Raw genomic sequence first — 25,025 nt, 5'->3', positions numbered from 1 at the left:
TCTTTTTATATTACCATAAAAACCTCTAATATGAGATCAGATTTAAAACAATTAGCAATGGCAGTATCCCTGGGATGCTTGGGGGCAACTCCAACATTGGCAGGTACAAGTGGCATTACTGTTAATGCCACACAGCAATCGGCCTCTTGCACAGGTGTAGTTGTTGATGAAATTGGGGAAACCGTAATCGGTGCCTCCGTTATCATCAAGGGTACAAGTAACGGAACTGTAACCGACTTGGATGGTAAATTTTCCTTGCCGGGAGTGAAGAATGGTGACATCATTGTGATATCCTACATTGGTTACGATACTCAGGAAATCAAGTATGACGGCCAGCCGCTTCAAGTAAAACTTAGTGAAAGCAAGCAAACCTTGGCAGAGGTGGTTGTAACAGGTTATGGTGGTCAGCAAAAGCGTGGTACTTTGACTACGGCTATCGCCAAGATGGACAATCGCGTTTTAGAGACGGCAGCTGTGAGTAATGCGGGTTCAGCCTTGCAAGGTAGCGTGACTGGTCTTCGTGTCACCCAAACTACAGGTCAGCCAGGTTCTGAACCGACTATCACCCTTCGTGGTGGTGCCAGCATCAATGGTGGTTCAGATGGTGCCTTGATTGTTGTTGACGGCATCATTCGTGAAAGTTTGGGAGATATCAATCCTGCTGATATTGAATCAATTCAAGTGTTAAAGGATGCCGCATCTACAGCTATCTATGGTGCCCGTGCCAATGGCGGTGTAATTCTCGTACAGACGAAAAGTGGCAAGCAAGGTAAGGCTACTGTTAACTACAAGGGTAAGCTCGGTATGAACTTTGCGCGTTTGGGCTATGACATGTTAGATGCTCATGATTACATCTACTATAATCGCTTGGGGTATCAGCGGTATGCTAATGTTTCTGGTGCCAACAAATTGGAAAACCAAACAGGTTATGGTACCAATTCTAATCTTTGTGATGTCAAGTTTCTTGATGACACCAACAAAAATTTGCTGTCAAAGGGTTGGTTACAGATGAAAGACCCTGTGACAGGCAAGGACCTCATCTATAAAGATTACAATGGTGAACTTGACGATGCTTCCTTCCGTGATGTATCCCTCACTCAAGACCATTATGTTAGTGTGGCTGGTGGTTCAGATAAAGGAACTTTCTTCACATCTTTAGGCTATTATGATGAGGATGGTATGGTTCGTGGAACAGGTTACCAGCGTTTCAATGGTAGCGTGAATGCCAGTTATAAAGTGTTGCCTATTTTGAATGTGAAGGCAGGTGCCACTTATAGTTGGGCAAAGAAACCAGAACTTTGGATTGGAGAATATGAGTTTTTCTATCGCACACGTTCACAGCGCCCTACTTGGAATCCATATTTGGAGGATGGATCTCCTGCACCAGGTTGGAGTACCAGTGATGGTAATCCAGATTACTATCGTTCTCGTTTGACACGTGAGAACTGTACACGCAAATCAACTTATAACTTGGGTTGGGATTTGGATATCATTCCTAAGAAACTCACTTGGAGTGCGAATGCGTCACTCTATCATTATGACTATCAAAATGAAAAGTTTGATAAGAGTTTTCAGCCGCAAACTTCAAATGTCCCTAACAACGTGAGAACGGCAGTGGCAGAAATTTCTAGATTTTCGAATGTGCAGATAAATACTACACTCAATTATAAAGATACTTTTGCTGAAAATCATAATGTGGATGCCATGATTGGTGGTGAGTATTTCGATCACAATACTTTTGATTTCTCTGCAGAGACTCAGAATTCGCCTACAGATGACATTCCTACATTGAACGCAGGTGCCACAAGAAGTAAAACTTACAGTTACAAGTCTCGTTATCGTATTGAGTCCTTGTTCGGTCGCATCAATTATGATTATCAACAGAAATACCTGCTGTCTTTTACGGCACGTTATGACGGTATCTCAAAGTTGAAGGATAATCGATGGGGTTTCTTCCCTGGAGTAAGTGCAGGTTGGAATGTAACTCAGGAGGAATGGTGGAAAAACTCTAAGATTTCCAATATCATCACCAATATCAAACCTCGTATCAGTTATGGTGTGAACGGTAACGTGAATGGCATTGATGATTTTGCCATCTATGGTGTATATAAGCAGATAGAGGATAAAACCTATAATGGGCAGACTGCCTATTACAACTCTACATTGCTGAATACAGGTTTGAGATGGGAGCAGAGTCGTTCTCTTGAAATCGGCCTTGACTTGGGGTTCTTGAACAATCGCTTGGCTTTTATTCTCGATTATTATAACCGCACCACAGATGATTTGTTGACCAACCTCAACTTGCCTGCATATACTGGTTTTATGTCGATGAAGACTAATCTCGGTAAGTTGCGCAATACTGGATTTGAGATGGAAATAAGAGCTAATATTCTCAATAATCCTAAGGGATTCAAGTGGGATATCAGTGCCAATTTAACTTCTGTAGCCAATAAGATTTTGCAGTTGCCTAACAGTGATAAGCCAAACAATCAACTTGATGGCTACGAAGTGGCAAATGGCACAAAGAAAGATGCTAATGGCAAGCAGGTAACCAAATGGATAGGAGGTTACGCAGAAGGTGGTAAGTTGGGTGACATCGTTGGTTATAAGCAGCAACATATTTTCAAGGATTGGGATGATGTAAAAGCTCATGCCAACATGCGTATCGATGAGGTTGCAAAATTGTATGGTCCTGGTCTTGCTAATGAAATCAATCCAGCCACAGGTAAGACATATGCAACAAGTGCAGGATGGAAACCTATCGAACCAGGAGATGTATGCTGGGAGGATGTAAACCAGGATGGTACAATCAACTCTTTGGACAAGAGTGTATTGGGTAATATTTTCCCAAATGTTACAGGTGGTTTCTCTACCACGCTTGCCTATAAGAACGTATCTCTCTATGCACGTTTCGATTATGCTCTTGGACATACAATCTATAATCATCTGAAAGCTCGTTCTATGGGTCAGTATCAGGGACAGTTTAACAACATTACTTTAGTAAAGGATATGTGGAGCGAAGATAATCCAAACTCAGACTATCCTGCCTATTCATACGCAGATCAGTTGAACAAGAAAAATCTGAGTCGTGAGAGTGATGGCACTGATATTGATGGCCATAGTTCAAGAATGTATGAAAAGGGAGATTACCTTGCACTGCGAGAGATAACCCTTAACTGGAACATTCCAACTAAGTGGCTTACTCATATCGGCATCAGCAAAGCTTCAGCTTATATCACAGGACAGAATCTCTTCTATATCACTGGATATGACGGAGCTTCTCCTGAGCCAAAACTCGATAGCTATTATAAAGGTGTAGACGTGGGGCGTTATCCAACTCCTCTCACCCTTCTTTTCGGACTTAATGTAACATTCTAAACCGTCTTTAACATGAAGATTAAAAATATATTTATTACAGCCCTTGCAGCCTTGTCTTTGACAAGCTGCATGGACTTGGAGCCAGTAAGTAGCATCAGCGATAGCAAGTACTGGAAGGATCAGGCTCAATTTGCAGCCTTCAATGTAGGTTTGCAAGGCTTGTTCAGGGAAAAAAGTTTCCAATTCTATGAATGGGGAGAATTGCGTACAAACCTCTATGCCGGTACACCATTCTCAGGTGAGGCTGTACATTACAATAACTTATTCAATAATACGCTCAATGCCACAACCCCAGAAGTTACTGATTTCGGTGGGGTTTATACCATCATCAACCAGATAAATCTTATGATTTCGCACACAGAAAATACAGATGTGTTGAACGAGGCGCAGAGAAAAACATATCTTGGTGCGGCATATGGTATGCGAGCTTATCTATATTTCCATCTGCTCAGAACCTATGGTAAAGCGGTGCTTTGGCTCGATTACACAACAGGAAACAAGGTAGACATCGGCAATATGGGTAAGGCAGAGGCTTCTGCACAGGAGGTGATGGAACAAATCAAAAAGGACATCAAGGCTTCTGAGGATGCGTATGGTGCAGACATGAGTTTTACCAATGGCAGAGTCTACTGGTCTCATCCAGCTACAGAGGTACTGAAGGGTGAGGTATATCTGTGGAGCGGTAAGCAGATGAATGGTGGTAATAGTGATTATACAATAGCCAAGACTGCTTTAGAAAGCTTAAAAACGGCAGATGTAGCCTTGGAGAACAATTATCGTCAGGTATTCGCTTTTGATAATAAAGAGAATAAAGAAATCATCTTTGCTATTCATAATGGACGAGATGAGTATAATATGTTTAATGATGCTTTGCGTTACAATCTTGTGATGAATCAGATGATGATGGAAAACTATTATCTTTCTGATGGTACCCAAATGAGCAAGAGTGAGATGAGTGACATGAGTGGTGCAGTATATATTCCACTCAACACCAAGCTATATAAGGACTTGTTCCGTGAAGGAGATACCCGCCGACAGTATAGCTTGAAGGATTGTTATACAAAAAATGCTGATGGTAGTTTGCAGTATGTGGGAGTGGTTCAGTATAAATTCATAGGCGTATCTCTTCCAGGCAATTCTTATCGTAGTTTTCTTGAAGACTATCCTATCTATCGGTACGCAGATGCACTTTTGTTATTGGCAGAGACAAAGATTCTGTTAAACGAAGATCCTTCAGCCGAAATCAATGCAGTTCGTGAAAGAGCATACGGCAAGGAATATTTTGCAGAACATAAAGATCAGCTGGCTTATCCAAATGATACCGATAACTCTTTTTATGCAAACAACCCGTTTGTGGGTAGTGATGCCAATCCTATTGAGGCTGTCTTGAAAGAACGTTGCCGTGAGTTCTTACTCGAGGGTAAACGTTGGTATGACCTTCGCTTGATGGGTGCTGAATATTGTACTAAGTATACTTCAGCTAACGCCAAACGATTGTTGTGGCCTATTGATCAAAATTCTTTGGGTGAGAATAGTCTTTTGAAACAGACAGAGGGATATAATAATTAAATTAGGTGGCACATATAGTTAATTTCATCTTAAAATGAAGTGTATTACGTCGTTTTTAGTTTTATCTATAGCGGTAATTATAAATAGTTGTAGTATGATGAAATCAAATATTGAAACACAATTCTCAAATATAAAACTCATATCTGGCTTCCCCTCAGGGGAGGCCGGGTATGACCTAGGAGTCTCGGCCTGCTACGCTGGCTTCATTGGCGATTACCTCATTGTCGCAGGCGGCTGTAATTTTCCGGAGCCTGGTAAGAAAAAGTACTATTCAGGTATCTATGCCGCAAAGATAGCGGAAAATGTAGATTCTCTTAATTGGAAAATGATTGGTAATTTACCTGAACCAGCAGCCTATGGTGGAGTAGTAACTTTGGACGACAGTCTGATATTTATTGGTGGGTGCAATTCTGAACACAGTTTGCGAACCGTATTAAGTATCCAACTGGATAAGAAAGCAGATAAACCAATAATGCATTTTTTGCCAGTTTTACCATGTACAGTGGACAATAGTGGTGTGACAGTCATGGGAAATCAACTCTTTGTCGTTGGTGGTAATCAGGATGGACATCCGTCAAGTTCCTTACTCAGACTGGATATGGTAAAGAATAATAAGTGGATATATGAAAAACAAATGCCAGGTTATCCTAGAGTACAACCCGTATGTGCTGCCAACAATGGTACTATCTATGTTTGGGGAGGTTTTTATGAAAATAGTGATTCTAGCGTAGTGTTCACATCTGGTTTGAGTTATGATCTCTTTGCAAAAAGATGGACATCGCTGACATCACCTAAAAACTTGCAGGGTAAGGAACTAACCTTGACTGGTGCTACGGCTATGATTGTGAATTCTTCTCCAAATACTTCCAAAGTGATCTGTGCTGGTGGGGTCAATCAAGAAATCTTCTTGGATGCCATTAGTGGAAAATATTCTCTTGTAGCAAAGGAGAATTATCTTAAGAAAGATATCTCGTGGTATCGTTTTAACGATTGCCTTTTGGCTTATGATTTGAACACAGAACAGTGGAATACTCCTGTAGCAGAAAGTCATTTGTTGGCACGGGCTGGTGCACAAGTAGCCTTACATGATAAAACTTTATATTATGTAGGAGGTGAATTAAAACCTGGACTTCGGTCTGCGGGGATTATTAGAGTTGATTTGAACACGAAATAAAAAGGATGAAAGTTGCAGACAGGTAACTGTTCTATAAAAAGGTAAAACCTGCTTTTAAATCATAAACATAAAGAAAAAACTTTGCAGAACTCACCCTCGGAACAGGCGTAGGATCGGCTATCGTGGTTAACGGACAGCTGATTTATGGTTGTAACGGTTTTGCCGGTGAGTTGGGACACATGTTGGTGAATCTTGACGGAAGACCATGCGGCTGTGGCAGAGAGACTATCGGGTTCATTGCTGCGACAAAATTAGAATTGATTCAACAACAATAAATCAGTTAAATACATTATTTATAGTTAAAAAAATCATTAATACTAACGACTATGCGCGTAATTATTGAAAAAAAATATGATGAGCTGTCACGATGGGCTGCCAATCACGTAGTAGAGACAATCAACAAGTTTGCTCCAACAGCAGAGCGTCCATTCGTACTCGGTTTACCAACCGGTTCATCCCCAATGGGCATGTATGCAGCGCTTATAGAGGCTGTCAAGGAAGGCAAGGTTTCATTCAAGCACGTCATTACTTTCAACATGGATGAATACGTAGGTTTGCCAGAGTCTCATCCAGAGAGCTACCACTCATTCATGGCAAAGAATCTGTTCGATCACATCGATTGCCCTAAGGAGAACATCAATATTCTCAACGGTAATGCAGAAGACCTCGAGGCTGAGTGTGAACGCTATGAGCAGAAGATCAAGGATGCAGGCGGTATCGACCTCTTCATCGGCGGCATTGGTCCTGACGGTCACATCGCCTTCAATGAACCTTACTCTTCCCTCACCTCACGCACCCGTGTGAAGACTCTCACCACCGACACCCGCATCGCCAACTCACGCTTCTTCGGCAACGATCCAGAGGCTGTTCCTGCATTGGCTCTTACCGTAGGTGTAGGCACCGTGATGGATGCAAGAGAGGTGATGATTCTCTGCAATGGTCACAACAAAGCACAGGCTCTCCACGCTGCCATCGAAGGTCCTGTTACACAGGCTTGGACCATCAGCGCACTCCAGCTCCACAAGCACGGCATCATCATCTGTGATGAAATGGCTACAGACGAGTTGAAGGTGGGCACCTACCGCTATTTCAAGGACATCGAGAAGGACAATATCTAACAGACCACTCGACCGAGAAAATTCCAACATCATCAATATATATATTACATTACATAAATATATTACGTTATGAGATTAAATCTTAGTTCACAAATCGTACTCAACAAGGTACCTGTGGAATTCTACAAGCCTAAAACGACCGTGGAATACTCCGAAATCTCCCACATGGAGAAAATTCATACCGATATCTTCGCGTCTGTAAGCGAAGGCTGTAGTCATATTGCTGATTCCATTGAGAAGGGCATTAAGGCTGCCCAGCACGAAGGCAAGTACTACGTGATGGCATTGGGCACAGGCCTCTCTGTCAATCCTGTATATGATGAATTGGTAAGCCGCTACGAGAAGAAGAATCTGAGCTTCCGCAATGTAGTGGTATTCAATGTATACGAGTATTACCCACTCAGCAATGACAGTTCTATCCGCAGCATCAACCAGCTCAAGGAGCATTTTCTCGACCGCGTGGATATTACAGAACAGAATATCTTCACTCTCGATGGCAGCATCGCACAGGAAGCTGTACAGGACACCTGTCGCCTCTATGAGCAGCGCATCAAGACCTTCGGCGGTCTCGACGTAGCTATCCTCGGCATCGGCCGCATGGGTAATATCGCAGCCAACGAACCGGGTTCAAGCATCCAGTCGCTCACCCGTATCATCCTCATCGGCAATATGTCACGCGAGGAGATGGAAAACAGCTTCAAGACCAAGGAGCAGGTTCCTCCATGTTCACTCACGATGGGTGTAGGTACTCTCCTGACAGCCAAGACCATATTCCTCACAGCATGGGGCGACGAAAAGTCTGAGATTATGCAAAAGGTGATAGAGGGCAACATCACAGACACCCTGCCTGCTACTTTCCTGCAGACGCACCCAGACGCACAGGTAGTATTGGATTTGAGCGCAGCTGCACATCTTACCCGCATTGAGCACCCTTGGTTGGTTTCATCATGCGAATGGACAGACAAGTTGGTACGTTCTGCACTGGTATGGCTCTGCCAGAAACTCGGTAAGCCTATCCTGAAGTTGACCAATAAGGATTATAATGAGAACGGACTGAGCGAGCTTCTGGCTCTCTATGGTTCTGCCTATAATGCCAATATCAAGATTTTCAATGATTTGCAGCATACCATTACCGGATGGCCAGGTGGTAAGCCAAATGCCGATGATACCTATCGTCCGGAGCGTGCAACACCATTCCCTAAGAAGGTTATCGTGTTCTCTCCACACCCAGATGATGATGTTATCTCAATGGGAGGAACCATCCGTCGACTGGTACAGCAGAACCACGATGTGCATGTAGCTTACGAAACATCAGGAAACATTGCTGTGGGTGATGAGGAAGTAACAAGATTCATGCACTTTATCAATGGTTTCAACCAGCTTTTTGCAGACTCAAAAGACAGCATCATCTCTAATAAATATAAGGAAATCAAGACCTTCTTTGCCAAGAAGAAGGAGAGTGACTTCGATACAAGAGATATCCTGACCATCAAGGGACTGATTCGCCGTGGTGAGGCTCGTACCGCTTGTACCTATAATGATATTCCGCTTGACCATGTCCACTTCCTCGACCTGCCATTCTATGAGAGCGGCAAGATAGAGAAGTTGCCTATGACCGAGCAGGATGTAGAGATAGTGAGAGCTCTGTTGCAGAAGGTGCAGCCGCATCAGATTTATGTAGCCGGCGACCTTGCTGACCCTCACGGAACCCACAAGAAGTGTACCGATGCCGTTCTGGCAGCTATCGACGAAGAGAAGAAAGCGGGTGCAGAATGGTTGAAGGATTGCCGCATCTGGATGTATCGTGGTGCCTGGGCAGAATGGGAGATTGAGAATATCGAAATGTGTGTTCCATTGAGCCCTGAGGAGTTGCGGGCAAAGCGTAACTCTATCCTCAAGCATCAGTCGCAGATGGAGAGTGCTCCTTTCTTGGGTAATGATGAGCGCCTGTTCTGGCAGAGAGCCGAGGACCGTAACCGTGCTACAGCATCGCTCTACGACCAGTTGGGTCTGGCATGCTATGAGGCCATGGAGGCTTTCGTGGAGTACAAGCCATTGTAAAACCTGTTTTTAAATCATAAATATTCATGAATATGAACAAAAGAAATTTCATGTTTCTTGCCCTATTGGGTTCCATGGTTCTTTATGGTCATGGCGAAGTAAGGGCGCAAGATGCCAGCAGATGGCATAATGTAGATGTCAATCAGCAGAATCGTGCTCCTCGCCGTGCTGCGTTCTTTGCTTTCGAGAATCAGGATAAGGCTCAGGCTTTCGAGAAGAAAAATTCTGCCAACTACCTTTCTATGGAAGGTACTTGGAAATTTAATTTCGTCAAGGACTACAACAAGCGTCCTGCCAATTTCTTCGCTGCCAACTTTGATGATTCTCAATGGAAGGATTTTCCTGTACCTGGCTTGTTTGAACTGAATGGCTATGGCGACGCTACTTATAAGAATATCGGTTATGCCTGGGCTACCCAGTTTGACCCAAATCCTCCTTATATCAGCGAACTCAACAACTATACGGGTTCCTATCGCCGCACCTTTGACCTGCCTAAAGACTGGAAGGGCAAGGATGTATATTTCCATGTAGGTTCTGCTACCAGCAACTTGACTCTCTGGGTGAATGGCAAGTATGTGGGATATAGCGAAGACAGCAAGGTGGCTGCAGAGTTTAATATCTCCAAATATCTGAAACCAGGCAAAAATCTCATTGCCATGCAGGTGATGCGCTGGTGTGATGGTTCTTATTTTGAGGATCAGGACTTCTGGCGTTTTACAGGAATTGCCCGTGAGGTATATCTCTATGCCCGTCCGAAAGTTCATGCAGCCGATATCCGTCTGGATGCAGGTTTGGAAAATCAATACCGGGATGGTGTCCTGAACTATCAGGTAGCCTTGAAGGGTGGTAAGGCTAATGTTACTCTTACATTATGTGATAAGGATGGCAAGAAGATTGCTGAGGCTTCTGGTGTACAGGGTACTATCAAGGTGCCTGCGGTGAAGGCATGGACTGCAGAAACACCTTATTTATATAAGGCATTCATCACTTTGAAAAACAAGCAGGGTGTATCGGAGGTCATTCCTCAAAAGATAGGTTTCCGCAATGTGGAAATCAAGAATGCACAACTCCTGGTCAATGGAAAGCCTCTCCTAATCAAGGGTGCTAACCGTCATGAAATGGATCCTGATGGTGGCTATGTGGTCAGTGTGGAGCGCATGATTCAGGATATTAAGATTATGAAGCAGTTGAATATCAACGCTGTTCGTACCTGTCATTATCCTGATGATCCTCGCTGGTATGACCTCTGTGATGAATATGGAATCTATGTGACTGCCGAGGCAAACCTTGAATCTCATGGTATGGGATATGGTGAGAAATCTCTCGCCAAGTTCCCTGAATACCTCCAGACTCATATCGAGCGTAACGAGGGTAATGTGAAGACTTTCATCAACCATCCTTCCATCATCGTATGGAGTTTGGGTAATGAGGGTGGCTATGGTATCAACTTCGAGAAGGCCTATGACTGGGTGAAAGCCTATGATCAGACTCGTCCTGTGCAGTATGAGCGTGGTGGATATGACAGTAAGACCGATATTCATTGTCCGATGTACATCGACTACGAGGAGAGTGAGAAATATTGCAAGAGTGATGGCGTAAAACCTTATATCCAATGTGAGTATGCTCATGCGATGGGTAACTCAGAGGGCGGTTTCAAGGAGTACTGGGATCTGATTCGCAAATATCCTAAGTATCAGGGTGGATACATCTGGGACTTTGTAGATCAGGGTCTGCGTGACAAGAGTCCGATTACAGGCAAGGAAATCTTTACCTATGGTGGCGACTATGGGCGTTATCCTGCCAGTGACTACAACTTCAATTGCAATGGTATTATTGCTCCAGACCGCCGTTTGAATCCGCATGCCTACGAAATCCAGTATTGGCATCAGAATGTATGGATCAAGGATCTGGATGCTGTGAATGGTGCTTTCAATATCTATAATGAGAATTTCTTCAAGAATATTGACGACCTGCACCTTACTGCAACTATCTATGCCAATGGCGTGAAGTTATCTACTGTTGAGATTCCTGAGACTAAGGGTATTGCTCCTCAGACAACTAAAATGGTGAAGAGTGATGCTTTGAAGTATGCTATTGCTGAAGCAGAGACTGAACACGGTAAGGAGGAGATTACAGTCAATTTTGCCTTTGCCAGCGATGGTACAGAACCATTGGTAGAGAAAGAACAGGTGATAGCCCGCCAGCAGTTTGTCATCAATGAATATCAGTTTGATAAGGTAGATACTCCTATTGCAACGACTTCTACTAAGATTCCTGGTAAGAAAGGGAAACTCCAGAGTACTAGCAATATAGAGGTAGAGGAAACCAATAGCTATGTGAAGGTTTCTGCCAAGAGAATGTCGGTTACTATAGGCAAGAAGACGGGTTTGATAGACTATCTTGACGTGGACGGTGAACCTATCTTGAAATTCCGCGAGAGCATGAAGCCTGAATTCTGGCGTGCTCCTACTGATAATGATTATGGTGCTTCTTTGCAGAAGGAGTTGAAGGTTTGGAAAAATCCTGTAATGAACTTGAAGTCATTCGACAAGAGTGAGATGAAGGATAGTGTTGTTTTGACGGCTACCTTTGAAATGCCTGAGGTGAAGGCTGAGTTGGTACTTCGTTATCGCATCAATGCGGTAGGTGAGGTTTCTGTTACCGAGAAGATGACCACGGATAAAGCGGCTAAGATAGCTGACTTGTTCCGATATGGTATGGTATTGGATTTGCCTGCATCATTCTCTAAGTTGGAGTATTATGGCCGTGGTCCGGGGGAGAATTATATCGACCGTCATTCTTCTACCTTTATTGGCAAATATGAGTCGGATGTAAAGGATGAGTATTATCCTTATATTCGTCCTCAGGAGAGTGGCAACCATACAGATATCCGTTATTTCTCCATCTTCAATCCTGCATCAGGCAAGGGTATTACTTTCGAGGGTTATGCTCCGATGGAGTGCAGTGCCATTCCTTATTCTATTGAGGATTTGGATTCTGGCGATAAAAAGGAGCATGCTTGGGGACAGCATAGCGGTGATTTGGTTGACAAGGGCTTGACACAGGTACATATCCAGCAACGCCAGTACGGTTTAGGTTGCATCGACAGCTGGATGTCTAAGCCTATGGAGAAATACCGCATGCATTATGGCGACCGCGAATTCCGCTTCGTCATCAAGGCAAAGTAGTTTTAACATGAAGAATTCTTTTTTTGTACGTGAATAGGGTTAGATTGTGCGGTGCTTTCCTGCAGATTTGTAGGCGGCACCGCTTTTCTGTTTCTGTGCGTTTTGTACATGCTTATCCTCTATATTTACCCTTCTACTATCTTCCATTCACCAATGGTTCGCTTCTGGCTGTTGTAGTTGATTCCTACTTTTACCATTCGTTTGCCGTCAGCTGAATAAGGAATGAGATAGCCTTTGTCATCAATCTGTTGCAAAGCTTCCTCAGCCGTCTTATCAAACTTCAATTCCATCACATAGATTGTATCCGGCATGTGAAGAACGGCATCTGCTCTGCCTATTGCACTATCCTCCTCCACCAAGATGTAAGCACCCATCAAATTAAAAATGAGATAAAAGACCGTTTGGAAGTCCTTCTCGTTCTTGTTGGCAAGTCGATTGGAGATACTGGCGAGATAAGCCTGCATTTTCTGCAAAGCACCATCCATATTATTGTTATATAGTTGCTCCAAAAAGTCGAAGATGAAACTATTATTGTTCAACGATATTGGAGAGAGATAGTTAGGAGCCAAGGAACGAACCATTCCTACACGCACTTCCTTGTTTGGATAATCCAGCTGATAGCTCTGCAAGATAGGGTTATACTTCTTGATGGTAAGATACCCGCTCTGATAAAGCAATGGTAAAGCAGAAGTCATCTGCTCAGGAGAGACATCGAAATCATCCACCCCTACGGATTTCTGTTCTATATCCATCACCCCCACATGATGTTTGCGTAAAGTGTTGATAATGTATGCAGGAGTACCTGAACTAAACCAATAAGCTGCTATCTCCTTACTTCTCAACGCTTTAACCAGACTAAACGGATTAAACACATCTTCTGATTTTTTACTGAAATGATAACCATCATAATATGAACTCAACTCGGCAACCGTTTCATCAAAAGTTTTTCCCAAAGACTTGGCTAGCAACTCAATATCAGGCTTCATCGCCGTCAGTAGTTCTGTCTTGCTGATACCACAGATAGCAGAATACTGATCGAACATGCTGATATTATCCAAATTATTGATCTCGCTAAAGATACTCAACTGAGAGAACTTGGTGATACCCGTGATAAAGGTAAATTTCAGCCAAGGGTCGAGATATTTCAATGGGCTATAGAACTTCCTCATAACCAAGCGCAATGGCATCAAACTTTCCTTCTCATGCACGACATCCAAGAGAGAAGCATCATATTCGTCTATCAAAACGACCACCTTTTGACCCGTCTGCTTATAGGCACGCTTTACCAAAGACTGCAAACGCTGGCTCGGCTGCACCGCCAATTCGTCACGTCCATAGACCTGCTCGTATTCTGAAAGCATGTAGCCCAGCATCTCTTCTAACCCTTCGGGTGTCTGATTTTTGGCAGTACTCATGTCGAAGTGAAGAACAGGATGCTTCACCCATTCTTTCTCATATTCGCCAAGTGCCAAACCATCAAACAGTTCCTTCCTGCCCTCATAATATGCCTGGAGCGTAGAGACAAAAAGCGACTTACCGAATCGTCTTGGACGACTCAGAAACACATATTTAGAACCATTACGCAAGAAATCGACAATATACCTTGTCTTATCTACGTACACATAATTACCCTCTCGTATATCAGAGAAAGTTTGCATTCCTACTGGGTATTTTCTTATCTCTTCCATAGCCATATTACTTTAGACGGTGCGAAGTTACGAATAAAATATCAGATACGCAAATAAAAAGACAAAAAAAAGAGAGGCGAGCTTCACAGCCAGCCTCTCCCGAGAGATTTATAGAAAATGCCACTCATGGCATTCCTATATCTTGATTAAAAATATTATTAAAATTAATATTCTGGATTCTGCTGAAGAGCCTTGTTGTAATCAATCTCAGACTGTGGGATAGCCATAATGGTACGATAATCATTATACTTTATCTCTTGGTTAGCCTGATTTGTTACACTCTGATGATTACGCCAGTAAGCGAATGTAATCTGGTTCTCGCAGAACATCTCGATTTCATATTCATGAAGAATGTCTGCAAGTGTAACAGAAGCCTTATCTGTATAATCAGCAATACGGTTCTTGTCGATAGCATTGATATACTGAGCAGCTTTTGCACTGGTCTTTGCCAAATCGTATGAACCAGGGTTATCAAGATGCCACTGAGCCTCAGCTGCAATCAGATACATCTCTGAGAGACGGAGCAACTTCGTGTTGTTAACATAGAGATTGCCGTTACGACCCGGATACTTGTTAGGATAGAAACCAGCAGTCTTCTTATAGCTAGCTGCAGACTGATTCTTAACCAAGCCGGCACGAATATCTTTATAATTTACTTGTTTAACCTTACCAGCATCATCTTTCACCGAATCTATCTGAGTTACAAGATACTTATACAGGTAACCCTCCTCGTTGAAAGCATTCTCTGAGTAACCACTAGCATCACAGTAGTAACCTGGAGCATAACGCTGCTGGTTGTATTTTTCTGTCTGCAGGAACTCCAGAATAGTTTCATCTGCCTTCTCCTTTGTCCAAGCCTCTACGTAATTGTCGCGGTTCAACATTTTGTAACCACCTTTACCAATCACTTCCTTAGCATCAGCCAAAGCCTCTGCATACTGACCATTATAGAGGTAAGCACGGGCACGAAGACCAAGAGCAGCATAATAGTTGAAATAACCATTTTCAGGTTTCTTTTTAAACAAAGGAAGCGCATCCGTAAACTGCTTGATAATGAATGTGTATGTAGATGCCAAATCTGTACGAGTACCCTTGTAACCCTTGTCAAATACCTGGTCAGAAAGAACCAGACCGAGTTCGCTTGCAGGATTCTCAACAGTAGTAGGGATGTGGCAGAACATACGAGCCAAGTCGAAGTGCAACATACCTCTCCAAGCTAAAAGCTGTCCTTTATAGTCATTGATTTCGGCAGCATCGCCTTCAACCTTGCCACTTTCAATAGACTTCAATGCACTATTCACATTACCCAAAGCCTGGTAGAATGCGAAATATGCATTATCATTGAATGAACCTTTAGAATTGTACATGTAAAATCTGAGCTCACCCAACTGATTGTTGTCTGCAGTTACCTTGAAATCGTTGCAACGAGTATCTGCGAAGAGAGCGAATTCTGATGCATAAGTCATTCTGCTTTCTGTCAATACATAAGCAATACCATTTACTGCATTACGCAAGTCTGATGTAGTTGTGATAGCTGACTCAGTAGGCAACTCAACAGATGGCTCCTGGTCCAGGAAGTCGCTGCATGATGAGAACATCATGCTAGCGGCAATACCCAATGCTAAATATATCTTTTTCATATCCTTTTTCCTATGAATTAATTAAAAACTAAAGTTGAGACCGAACAAGAACTGTCGTGTTGTAGGAGTATCGGTCTGACGATAACCATTGATATCAACATCTGGATCAATATCCTTAGCTGCGTTGTAAATCAGGAATGGGTTTGTTGCACGGAAATAAACGCGCAAATTGCTGATATACTTCTTGAAGTAAGGCACAGTCCAACCGAATGTGATGTCACGCACACGGATGTTGTCTGTTGAGATAATCTCACGGGTAGAGAACCTATCAGAACGGAATGGGTTACCATAGATAGGACGTGGGAACTCGGTCTGGTCACCTGGCTTCTGCCAGTAGTTGCCAGCCACACGCTTAGATACATTAAATGCACCCACACGATAACCATCACTATAGGTAAGGAAGTAACCTGGATAATCGAACATGTCGGCACCAAACTGATATGAAATCATGAACGAAAGGTCGAAATCCTTATAGCGGAAGGTATTGGTCATACCGCCAACCCAGTCAGGCACACCCTTGCCTACAATGGTGCTACCAGCCTTGTTATACTCGTTGGTTACACCCTTAGACTCATCCTCAGGATCAATCCAGAACTCCATCAAACCGGTCTCAGAGTTTACACCCTTAGCCTTTGGCAAGAAGAATGTATGCATAGACTCGCCCTCACGGAGGATATACATGTTTCCGTCGCCATACTGAACGTCGTTACCATTAGGCAACTTGTTTACCTTGATACTCTGCTTGGTAAGGTTGAAGTCTGTGGTCCAGGTAAAATCCTTTGTGCGGATATTCTGAGAACTGATAGAGAACTCAAGACCCTGATTTTTCAACTCGCCAATATTGTTCCAGTATGAACTGAAACCTGTTACATAAGAAGTTGGTGAAAGGAAGAGAAGATCCTTAGTCAACTTGTTATAGTAATCGAATGTAAGAGTTACTCGGTTGAAGAGTGTCCAATCCAAACCTACGTTAAAGTTGTGAGACTTCTCCCAGCCTAATGAAGGATTAGAGATGTTGCTCCAATAGATACCCGGTTCAGAACCGTAACCGCCGGTTGTTGCGTATGTACCCATATAGCCATAGTAGTCTGTTGGCAAGTTACCATTGGTACCGTAAGAAAGACGGAGTTTCAAATCGCTGAACAGGTTGTTGCCCTCGAGGAACTTCTCGCTGCTGATGCGCCATGCACCTGATACTGAGAAGAAGTCTGCCCAACGGTTGTCTGAAGAAAGACGTGAAGAACCGTCACGACGATAGCTACCAGACAAGTAATACTTGTTGTCGTAGTTATAGTTTACGCTACCCAACCAAGACATCATGGTTGCACACTTGGTGTAGCTGGCATTGCTGTTAGCCTGACCATTAGACAACTCTGGCAACTTATGTGTAGAGTAGTTGTGAGAGCTGGCAGTCAATGCCATCAAGTTACGCTTCTCTGCCTCATAACCTACCATCGCAGTGAGATTATGCTTGTCAAAGCTGCGGGCATAGTTCAAAGTGTTGGATGAAGTCAAAGTCTTGCTGGTGTAGTTCCAACGCTGACCCATACCATTAACCGACTGACCATTACCACTATTAGGAGCCCAGAACTCACGGGTATTATTGGTCATATAGTCGAAACCGAAGATGGAACGCAATGTCAAATCGAATGGCAACTTGAGCTCACCCTCAACATTGGTCAAGCTACGCATCAACTCAGAATCCAAAGTCTCAGCTTGCTCACCGCCCTCCTGACCGAACATCAGGTTAGGATTTGAAACTGCCTTTGAGAAAGAACCTTTTGTATTATATGAACCATCCTCGTTCTTTACAGGAGCGGTAGGGTCCATAGAGAAGAGTACAGACATTGGAGCTGTTGAACCGAAACCCTGTGCCTGGTCACTCTGATCACGGAAACCAGACTGATCAGAGAATGACAGCATCTCCTTGGCAGAAATTTTAAACCAGTCTGTTACTTTGTGATCCAAGTTCAAACGTCCACTATAACGCTGGAAAGAGCTGCCTTTTACGGTACCTTCAACCTTGTTGTAGCCAAAACTGGTGAAGAACTTAGTACGGTCATTACCACCATTGATAGATACCTGATGGTCGGTAGTCAAACCTGTACGATAAACCTCTTTGTACCAATCAGTTGTCTCGTCTGTATTATAGTTGTAGAACCAGCTAGGAATTTCTCCTGCAGCAGCGGCAGCAGCGGCAGTTTCATCCATACCTTCATAATATACGAAGTAACCCTGGAGTGCATCCTTCCAATACTGCTTCATCTCGGCGCTGTTCATGGTTTCCAAAGCACTCTTCTTGGCAATATTGCTCCAACCGATTTGCATATCATAGTTTACGTGAGTCTTACCTTCCTTACCCTTCTTGGTAGTGATGATGATGACACCATTGGCAGCACGTGAACCATAGAGAGAAGATGCGGCAGCATCTTTCAATACGGTCATGCTTTCGATATCATTAGGGTTGATAGAAGAAAGAATAGACTGTGAACGGAGACCGCTGCTCTGCATGTCAGAGTTAGAGACAGGCACACCATCTATTACATACAATGGCTGGGTAGAACCGCTGAGAGAACCGATACCACGGATTAACACCTTCTGGTCAGCACCTGGGTCACCTGTTGAAGCACCAATGTTGACACCAGCCATTTTGCCTTCCAACGACTTGATGAGTGAAGACTTAGCTGCAGACATGTCCTTATCCTTCATTACTGCTGCAGAACCTGTAAAGGAAGCCTTGGTAGTTGTACCATAAGCAACAACTACGACCTCGTCCAGGGTTTTGTTGTCAGAAGTCAAAGCAATCTTCATGTTAGAACTTGCTTTAACAGTTTGTGGATTCATACCTATATAGGTAATCTCCAACTTGGAGCCGGCTGGAACATTCAAACTGAAGTTTCCATCGACATCCGTAACAGTACCCGTATTAGTACCAGCTACTTTGATTGATGCGCCAATAACAGGCTCACCATCCTCTGAAGCTACTACCTTACCGGTAACAGATGTTTGGGCAAAGGCTACTCCACAACTGAGAATTGCCCCCCCCACAAATAAAGCGATTCTTTTAAACATAATCTCTCTCTTTATTAGATAATAATTTATAAATTTATAATAATCGGCTGCAAAATTAGATTATTTTTCGGATATTTGCAAATATTTTGAAAGAAAAATTTAATAACGCACATAAAAAAGTCAGTTTTTAACACTTCTACCTTGTCATATTGCAACAAAAAGGATATTTTTGCTGCAATAAGGCTATAATTTGTAAGAACAGAAATAAGAAGGTTCTTAAGTTATCTATACCGGCATCTGCCGGGTAAGACGTATTGCTTAAATACGTAGAACAAATAGATTAAATTGTCACAGTTCTACGATTCATCGGTTCTAACAATTAGTTCCATTCGGTTGCCGGCAGTTGCCAACAAGGTTGCTGACATATATCAATAACTCTGTTGGCATATGTCAGGAACCTTGTTGACATATGTCAGGAACCTTGTTGACATATGTCAGGAACCTTGTTGGCATATGTCAGGAACCTTGTTGGCATATGTCAGGAACCCTACAAATCTAATTCCGCAGACCAACAGATACGTTATCTATAAGCATAAGATATATCTGTTTCAGACTTATTATCTGCAAAGAATAAATAGAATATCATACTGACTGCAGGGAGCGGAATACTTGACATACCACAAAAAAGAAAACGTTTACGGCACTTTTTAGTTAAAAAATTTGGGTATATTGCACATTTTTCGTAATTTTGCGCACGATTTCAACGACTAGAACAAAACAAAGTGGTTTTACACCTTATTATATATATAGAAAATGATATATGTAGGGGATGTCGTTAGTATAAACAAAAGTATTAAGATAACAATGACTCACAATTTGTTAAAAGGCAAGCGTGGCATCATCTTCGGTGCACTCAATGAGGAATCAATCGCTTGGAAAGTAGCTGTAAAGGCTGCTGAAGAGGGTGCTACTATCGCACTTAGTAATACAGCTATGGCTTTGCGTATGGGTACGCTGGATAAGCTCGCTGAACAGATCAACGCTCCTATCATCGCAGCTGATGCGACTAGCGTAGAAGACTTGGAAAAGGTATTCACAGAGGCTCAGGAGAAACTCGGTGGCAAAATCGACTTCGTGCTCCACTCTGTAGCCATGAGCCCTAACGTTCGCAAGCATCGTACATACGATGACCTCGACTACAACTTCCTGAACAAGACATTGGACATCTCTGCTATCTCTTTCCACAAGATGTTGCAGGTAGCCAAGAAGTTGGATGCTATCAACGAGTGGGGTTCTGTAGTAGCTCTCACATACGTAGCTTCTCAGCGTACATTCTTCGGTTACAACGATATGGCTGATGCCAAGAGCATGCTCGAAAGTATCGCCCGCAGCTTCGGTTACATCTATGGTCGTGAGAAGCACGTGCGCATCAACACCATCTCTCAGAGCCCTACAGCTACAACAGCAGGTAAGGGTATCAAGGATATCGAGAACATGATGGACTTCGCCGACAAGATGTCTCCACTCGGAAACGCCGTAGCTGAGGATTGCGCAAACTACTGCGTGATGATGTTCTCTGACTTCACCCGCAAGGTAACCATGCAGAACCTCTTCCACGATGGTGGTTTCTCATCAATGGGTATGAGCCTCCGTGCCATGAACCAGTATGCTAAGGATATGACTCCTTATGAGGATGAGAAAGGTAATGTTATCTACGGATAATCAGGCAGAAGAGAAAAAATCTCACTAATATACAAACAGGTATGTTCAGTAAAAATCTGAGCATACCTGTTTTTTATTCATATCCACCCTCTATCTTAAACTTGGCAACAAGCGGAAGATGATCGCTGTATCCACCCAAATATCGGGGACCGAGATAGGTGCGGAAAGGTTTCTTTCCGCCATATTTCTCATCATCTTCTAAGAGAAATGGCAAATCTCCTATCTGACAACTCATCTTAAGTCGGGAAAGCGAAGGACTGAAGAGAATCTGGTCAAGACTTCGCCAATCTCCATGCCAGCGATAAGTAGCCTTGGCACCATGAGAGCCTTTGACGCCAACAGATATATTAATAAGGTGATGCTGATAAAGATAACGAAGGGCCGGAGAATCGGAATAATCGTTGAAATCGCCGGCTACGATAATCCTTGCACTATCATTGAGCGCATAGATAGAATCTACGGCAGAAACCAGCTGGCTGGCTACCTGCAGGCGGTAGGGACGCGAAACCTGTTCGCCGCCACGCCGGCTAGGCGCATGCAATACAAAGACATGGAGCGTATCATCATTCATAATCCGCCCCGAAGCATAGAGAATATCTCTCGTAGGGCGAGTATCAGGCAGCGACTTGATGCGGATGGACCGGAACTGTATAAGCGCAAAAGAAGATGGCTGATAAAGCAAAGCCACATCTATGCCTCGTTCATCAGGCGAATCGGTCATCACATAATCATAATTCACACCGCGAAGAGCTGAACGCCGGGTTAAATCAAACAGCACACTATCGTTCTCCACTTCGCAAAGCGCCACAAAATCGGGAACATGCCAGGACTTCTCCGAGGGTCTTGAAGGATTATCTGGGGAGGCGGTACCAACAAGCGACAAATCTTCATAACCCAAAGCTACTATAGTCTTGGAAAGATTTGCCAGCTTGCGCCAATAGCGATAAGGCGTCCACTTGTAACTGCTCTGTGGCAGGAATTCATAGTCATTCTTCAGCGAATCATGCTTCGTATCGAAGAGGTTTTCGCAGTTCAACTCCACAAAAGTGAGGAAACTTGATAAGATGAGAGTGAAAAACATAACATTTTATTTTGTATTGTCAATGATTTGATGTATCTTTGCAGTCGGTTTACAATGGTCCTATAGTTTAACGGATAGAACGGAGGTTTCCTAAACCTTTGATCCGAGTTCGATTCTCGGTGGGACCACGTACTTTCCTTATCATCCCAGAGATGATAAAACAATAAAGGTCGCTCCTGACAATCAGGAAGCGACCTTTATTATTTTTATATTCTTTCCAGTATCTTTCTCTATCCGACATACATCGGACAGAGAAAGAATGAAGAGTTTCTGATTACTTAACTTCTGCAACCTCCTCAGCTGGCCCTTCCTTAATCTTACGACCAAGAACGATGTAAGCCATTGGAGATGCAATGAAGATAGATGACAATGTACCGAATACAACACCCAGGATCATTGCGAATGAAAAGCTGCGAATGCTGTCACCACCGAGGATGAAGATACAGAGCAACACGAGCAATGTAGATGTAGATGTATTGATGGTACGAGCCAATGTCTCATTGATAGATGCATTGAAGAGCTGCTGACGGTCGCCCTTAGGATGCAACTTCAAGTTCTCACGGATACGGTCGAACACAACCACCTTATCGTTGATAGAGTAACCTACCACGGTCAGGATAGCACCGATGAAGGTCTGATCAATCTCCAATGAGAATGGAACGAGACCCCACAGGAGTGAGTAGAAACCGACTACTGTCAAGGCATCGAATGCCAAAGCTACAGTAGAACCTACAGAGAAGGCCACGTTGCGGAAACGTACCAGGATGTAGAGGAAGATAGCAATCAATGCAAAGAGCACACTATAGATAGCACCCATAGTGATATCCTTAGCCACAGAAGGACCTACCTTTGTACTACTGATGATAGAACCACCCTGACGAACATCTGGGTTCTTGAATGCCTCAACACTCTTCTGAGATACCAGGTTGGCCTTCTTCAAGGCATTGTAAAGGATAGTCTCAGCCTCATCGTCAACAGTTGGACTGTTGCTCTCAATCATATAGTTGGTAGATACACGGATGGTCTTGCCATCTGTACCGATAGCGATAGCGCCAGTAGTTGCCTTGGTGCCGTCTGCATTGACGAATGCATCGCCAAGAACAGTACGGATCTGCTCAGGCTCTACAGGATTCTCGAACTGTACCACATAGTTACGACCACCAGTGAAGTCGATACTCTTACTCAAGCCACGAACAAAGAAGCTACCAATGAACACAACTGCAGCAACGATTGCTACGGTGAAGGTAGTCTTGTACATAGACATGATCTTATACTTCTTGCCCTGCATCAGGTTGTGGGAAACTGGAGTATCAAACTTACAGTGCATCCACTTATCGTAGTTCAACTTATAGTCATAAACCAGACGTGTCAGGAACACAGCTGTGAAGAATGATACAACGATACCGATAATCCAGGTAGTAGCGAAACCACGGATAGGACCTGTACCGGTAGTCAACAGGATAACACCTGTAATCAAAGAAGTCAAGTTAGAGTCGAAGATAGCTGAGAAAGCATTACCATAACCGGCAGCTACAGCCTGCTTCATACCCTTGCCAGAGCGGAGCTCCTCCTTGATACGTTCATATATAAGCACGTTGGCATCCACGGCAGTACCCAGAGACAAGACCATACCGGCAAGACCTGGTAACGTCAGAGCCGCCTGGAAGGACGTCAGAATACCCAGCGTGAAGAATACATTGACGAGCAATGCCAGGTTAGCCATCATACCAGGAATGACATTGTACATCATCACCATGTAAACCATCAGGAGTACGAAAGCAACAACGAATGATACAATACCCATCTGGATAGACTGTGCACCGAGTGTAGGACCTACAACCTCCTCCTGAACGATACGAGCAGGAGCTGGCATACGACCAGACTTCAATGTGTTAGCCAAGTCCTTGGTATCCTCGATAGTGAAGTTACCGGAAATCTGAGAGCTACCACCATCAATCTCGCCGTTTACACGAGGAGCAGAGTAAACTACGCCATCCAGAACGATAGCAATAGCCTTACCTACGTTAGCCTTAGTCATCTGAGCCCACTTACGTGCGCCCTCAGTATTCATCTTCATGCTAACAACAGGTGAACCCATCTGGTCGAACTCGTCCTTAGCATCGGTAATTACATCACCCTCCAAAGGAGCACGACCTGTAGTGGTAGTTACCTTCAAGGCGTGAAGCTCGAAGACATTCTTAACCTTCAGGTTATCAGCTGGCTTAGCACTCCAAAGCAGGCGCAAGTCTGATGGCAAAACGCGCTTAGCCACAGCAGAGTAGATAATCTTGTTGATAGCAGCAGTATCGCGAACGCTAGCATAACCAACAGTGCTCAAACCACCACCGAGCTGCAAACGAGCCAACAATGGGTGAGCCTTGATAGCAGCAGCATTCTGAGCATCCTCGCCTACCTTGCTTACAGCATCGTCCTTCTTCTTGATAGAGAACTTAGCCTCAGCCTTCTTAGGCTCAGCCTTAGCAACTTCTTTCTTTGCAACAGTTGTATCAGCAGCAACAGAGTTTTTCTCCTCCTCACCATTATCACCATTTGCGATACGAGTATCAAGCTGCTGGAGATAAGGAGCGATTTCCTCTGAGTTGTATGTCTCCCAGAACTCAAGGTTTGCACTACCCTGGAGCATCTTACGCATACGCTCTGGCTGGCTGATACCAGGCATTTCTACCATGATACGGCCCTGCTGACCTTCCAACTTCTGGATGTTAGGCTGTACAACACCGAACTTATCGATACGGGTGCGGACAACATTGAAAGAGTTGTCAATAGCATCCTGTACAGAAGCGCGGATAGCCTTCTCTACCTCTGCGTCGCTGCTCTGAGGAGAAACCTTGCCCTGCAACTGCTGGGTAGCGAACACTTCTGCGAGTTTATGACCTGGTGCGCTCTTATGATAAGCGTTAATGAAAAGTGACACGAAGTCACCACCGTTAGCTTCTTCCTGAGCTCTAGCTTCCTTCATGGCATTGGTAAAACCTGCGTCGGTCTTATGATCGGCAAGGTTTTCAAGTACATCAGGTACAGAAATCTCAAGAATTACATTCATACCGCCCTTAAGGTCAAGTCCAAGACCAATCTGAGTCTCCAAGCAGTTCTGGTAAGAATAAACACCTAAGTACTTAACAGAATCCTTATAATCCTGCTGAGCAATAGGATCTTTAATCTTTGCAGCCTCGCTGTCATAGTAACGTGTGGCAAACGAGAATGACAAATAGAAGATACTTGCGAGTGTCAGTAAGACGGCTACACAAATTACAATTCCTTTGTTTTGCATTTCTATTTATTGTTATTAATTATTTGTTTCTTTTCAATTGCTTTTAGGGATTCTTTCAAAAACCTCCATAAAGTTGTGCAAAAATAAGCATTTTTTTTCTTA

General features: G+C 43.6%; 12 protein-coding genes, 1 tRNA gene and 1 pseudogene. 9 read left to right on the top strand and 5 right to left on the bottom strand.

The genetic code is table 11. The features are described 5' to 3' along the window. Window positions 1-57 precede the first annotated feature (57 nt). The 7 genes and pseudogenes from RCO84_RS14300 (at window position 58) to RCO84_RS14270 (ending at window position 12,488) form a co-directional block, all read left to right on the top strand. Window positions 58-3,378: a SusC/RagA family TonB-linked outer membrane protein gene (locus RCO84_RS14300; RefSeq protein ID WP_287832502.1), complete on the top strand. Its 3,321-nt coding sequence runs from the start codon at window positions 58-60 to the stop codon at window positions 3,376-3,378. Window positions 3,379-3,396: 18 nt separating this feature from the next. Then, complete coding sequence (gene nanU, locus RCO84_RS14295) at window positions 3,397-4,947, top strand: SusD family outer membrane lipoprotein NanU (RefSeq protein WP_119229893.1); 1,551 nt, start codon at window positions 3,397-3,399, stop codon at window positions 4,945-4,947. A gap of 94 nt (window positions 4,948-5,041) precedes the next feature. Continuing rightward, window positions 5,042-6,121: a cyclically-permuted mutarotase family protein gene (locus RCO84_RS14290; protein WP_317576043.1), complete on the top strand. Its 1,080-nt coding sequence runs from the start codon at window positions 5,042-5,044 to the stop codon at window positions 6,119-6,121. A 74-nt stretch (window positions 6,122-6,195) separates the two neighbouring features. Then, a pseudogene (locus RCO84_RS14285) lies at window positions 6,196-6,345 on the top strand (ROK family protein); the annotation flags it as partial. Window positions 6,346-6,447: 102 nt separating this feature from the next. After that, a complete protein-coding gene (gene nagB / locus RCO84_RS14280; RefSeq protein WP_144155680.1) occupies window positions 6,448-7,239 on the top strand; it encodes a glucosamine-6-phosphate deaminase in 792 nt (263 codons plus the stop codon). Between the two features lie 69 nt (window positions 7,240-7,308). Then, the gene (locus tag RCO84_RS14275) at window positions 7,309-9,300 is read left to right on the top strand and encodes a glucosamine-6-phosphate deaminase (RefSeq protein ID WP_317585443.1); all 1,992 of its coding nucleotides are present in this window, start codon (window positions 7,309-7,311) and stop codon (window positions 9,298-9,300) included. 50 nt (window positions 9,301-9,350) lie between these two features. Beyond that, window positions 9,351-12,488: a glycoside hydrolase family 2 TIM barrel-domain containing protein gene (locus RCO84_RS14270; protein ID WP_317585521.1), complete on the top strand. Its 3,138-nt coding sequence runs from the start codon at window positions 9,351-9,353 to the stop codon at window positions 12,486-12,488. A gap of 125 nt (window positions 12,489-12,613) precedes the next feature. Here the strand turns inward: RCO84_RS14270 and RCO84_RS14265 are convergent, their stop codons facing one another. The 3 genes from RCO84_RS14265 to RCO84_RS14255 all read right to left on the bottom strand — a co-directional run bounded on the left by RCO84_RS14265 (window position 12,614) and on the right by RCO84_RS14255 (window position 18,888). Continuing rightward, complete coding sequence (locus RCO84_RS14265; protein WP_317585442.1) at window positions 12,614-14,176, bottom strand: ATP-binding protein; 1,563 nt, start codon at window positions 14,174-14,176, stop codon at window positions 12,614-12,616. A 164-nt stretch (window positions 14,177-14,340) separates the two neighbouring features. Next, entirely contained in the window at window positions 14,341-15,816 is a 1,476-nt protein-coding gene (locus tag RCO84_RS14260; RefSeq protein ID WP_287861242.1) for a RagB/SusD family nutrient uptake outer membrane protein, read from the bottom strand. Between the two features lie 21 nt (window positions 15,817-15,837). Continuing rightward, window positions 15,838-18,888 carry a SusC/RagA family TonB-linked outer membrane protein gene (locus RCO84_RS14255; protein ID WP_317585441.1) on the bottom strand — a complete coding sequence of 1,017 codons (3,051 nt, stop codon included), beginning with the start codon at window positions 18,886-18,888 and terminating at the stop codon, window positions 15,838-15,840. An 804-nt stretch (window positions 18,889-19,692) separates the two neighbouring features. On the opposite strand from RCO84_RS14255, the gene RCO84_RS14250 reads away from it, so the two are divergent. Further along, window positions 19,693-20,550, top strand: a complete 858-nt coding sequence (locus tag RCO84_RS14250; protein ID WP_144155663.1) for an enoyl-ACP reductase FabI — start codon at window positions 19,693-19,695, stop codon at window positions 20,548-20,550. 73 nt (window positions 20,551-20,623) lie between these two features. On the opposite strand, the gene RCO84_RS14245 is transcribed toward RCO84_RS14250, so the two are convergent. Next, complete coding sequence (locus tag RCO84_RS14245) at window positions 20,624-21,631, bottom strand: endonuclease/exonuclease/phosphatase family protein (protein ID WP_317573010.1); 1,008 nt, start codon at window positions 21,629-21,631, stop codon at window positions 20,624-20,626. Window positions 21,632-21,687: 56 nt separating this feature from the next. Between RCO84_RS14245 and RCO84_RS14240 the strand changes: the two genes are divergently transcribed. Continuing rightward, window positions 21,688-21,759 (top strand) — tRNA-Arg (locus tag RCO84_RS14240). A gap of 146 nt (window positions 21,760-21,905) precedes the next feature. On the opposite strand, the gene secDF is transcribed toward RCO84_RS14240, so the two are convergent. Continuing rightward, entirely contained in the window at window positions 21,906-24,923 is a 3,018-nt protein-coding gene (gene secDF, locus RCO84_RS14235; protein WP_317585440.1) for a protein translocase subunit SecDF, read from the bottom strand. Between the last annotated feature and the right edge of the window lie 102 nt (window positions 24,924-25,025).

Source organism: Segatella copri, assembly GCF_949820605.1.
In the GTDB taxonomy this organism is placed as follows: domain Bacteria; phylum Bacteroidota; class Bacteroidia; order Bacteroidales; family Bacteroidaceae; genus Prevotella.
Note: the sequence above shows the minus strand (reverse complement) of the source record. Positions and strands in the feature narration are given on the sequence as shown.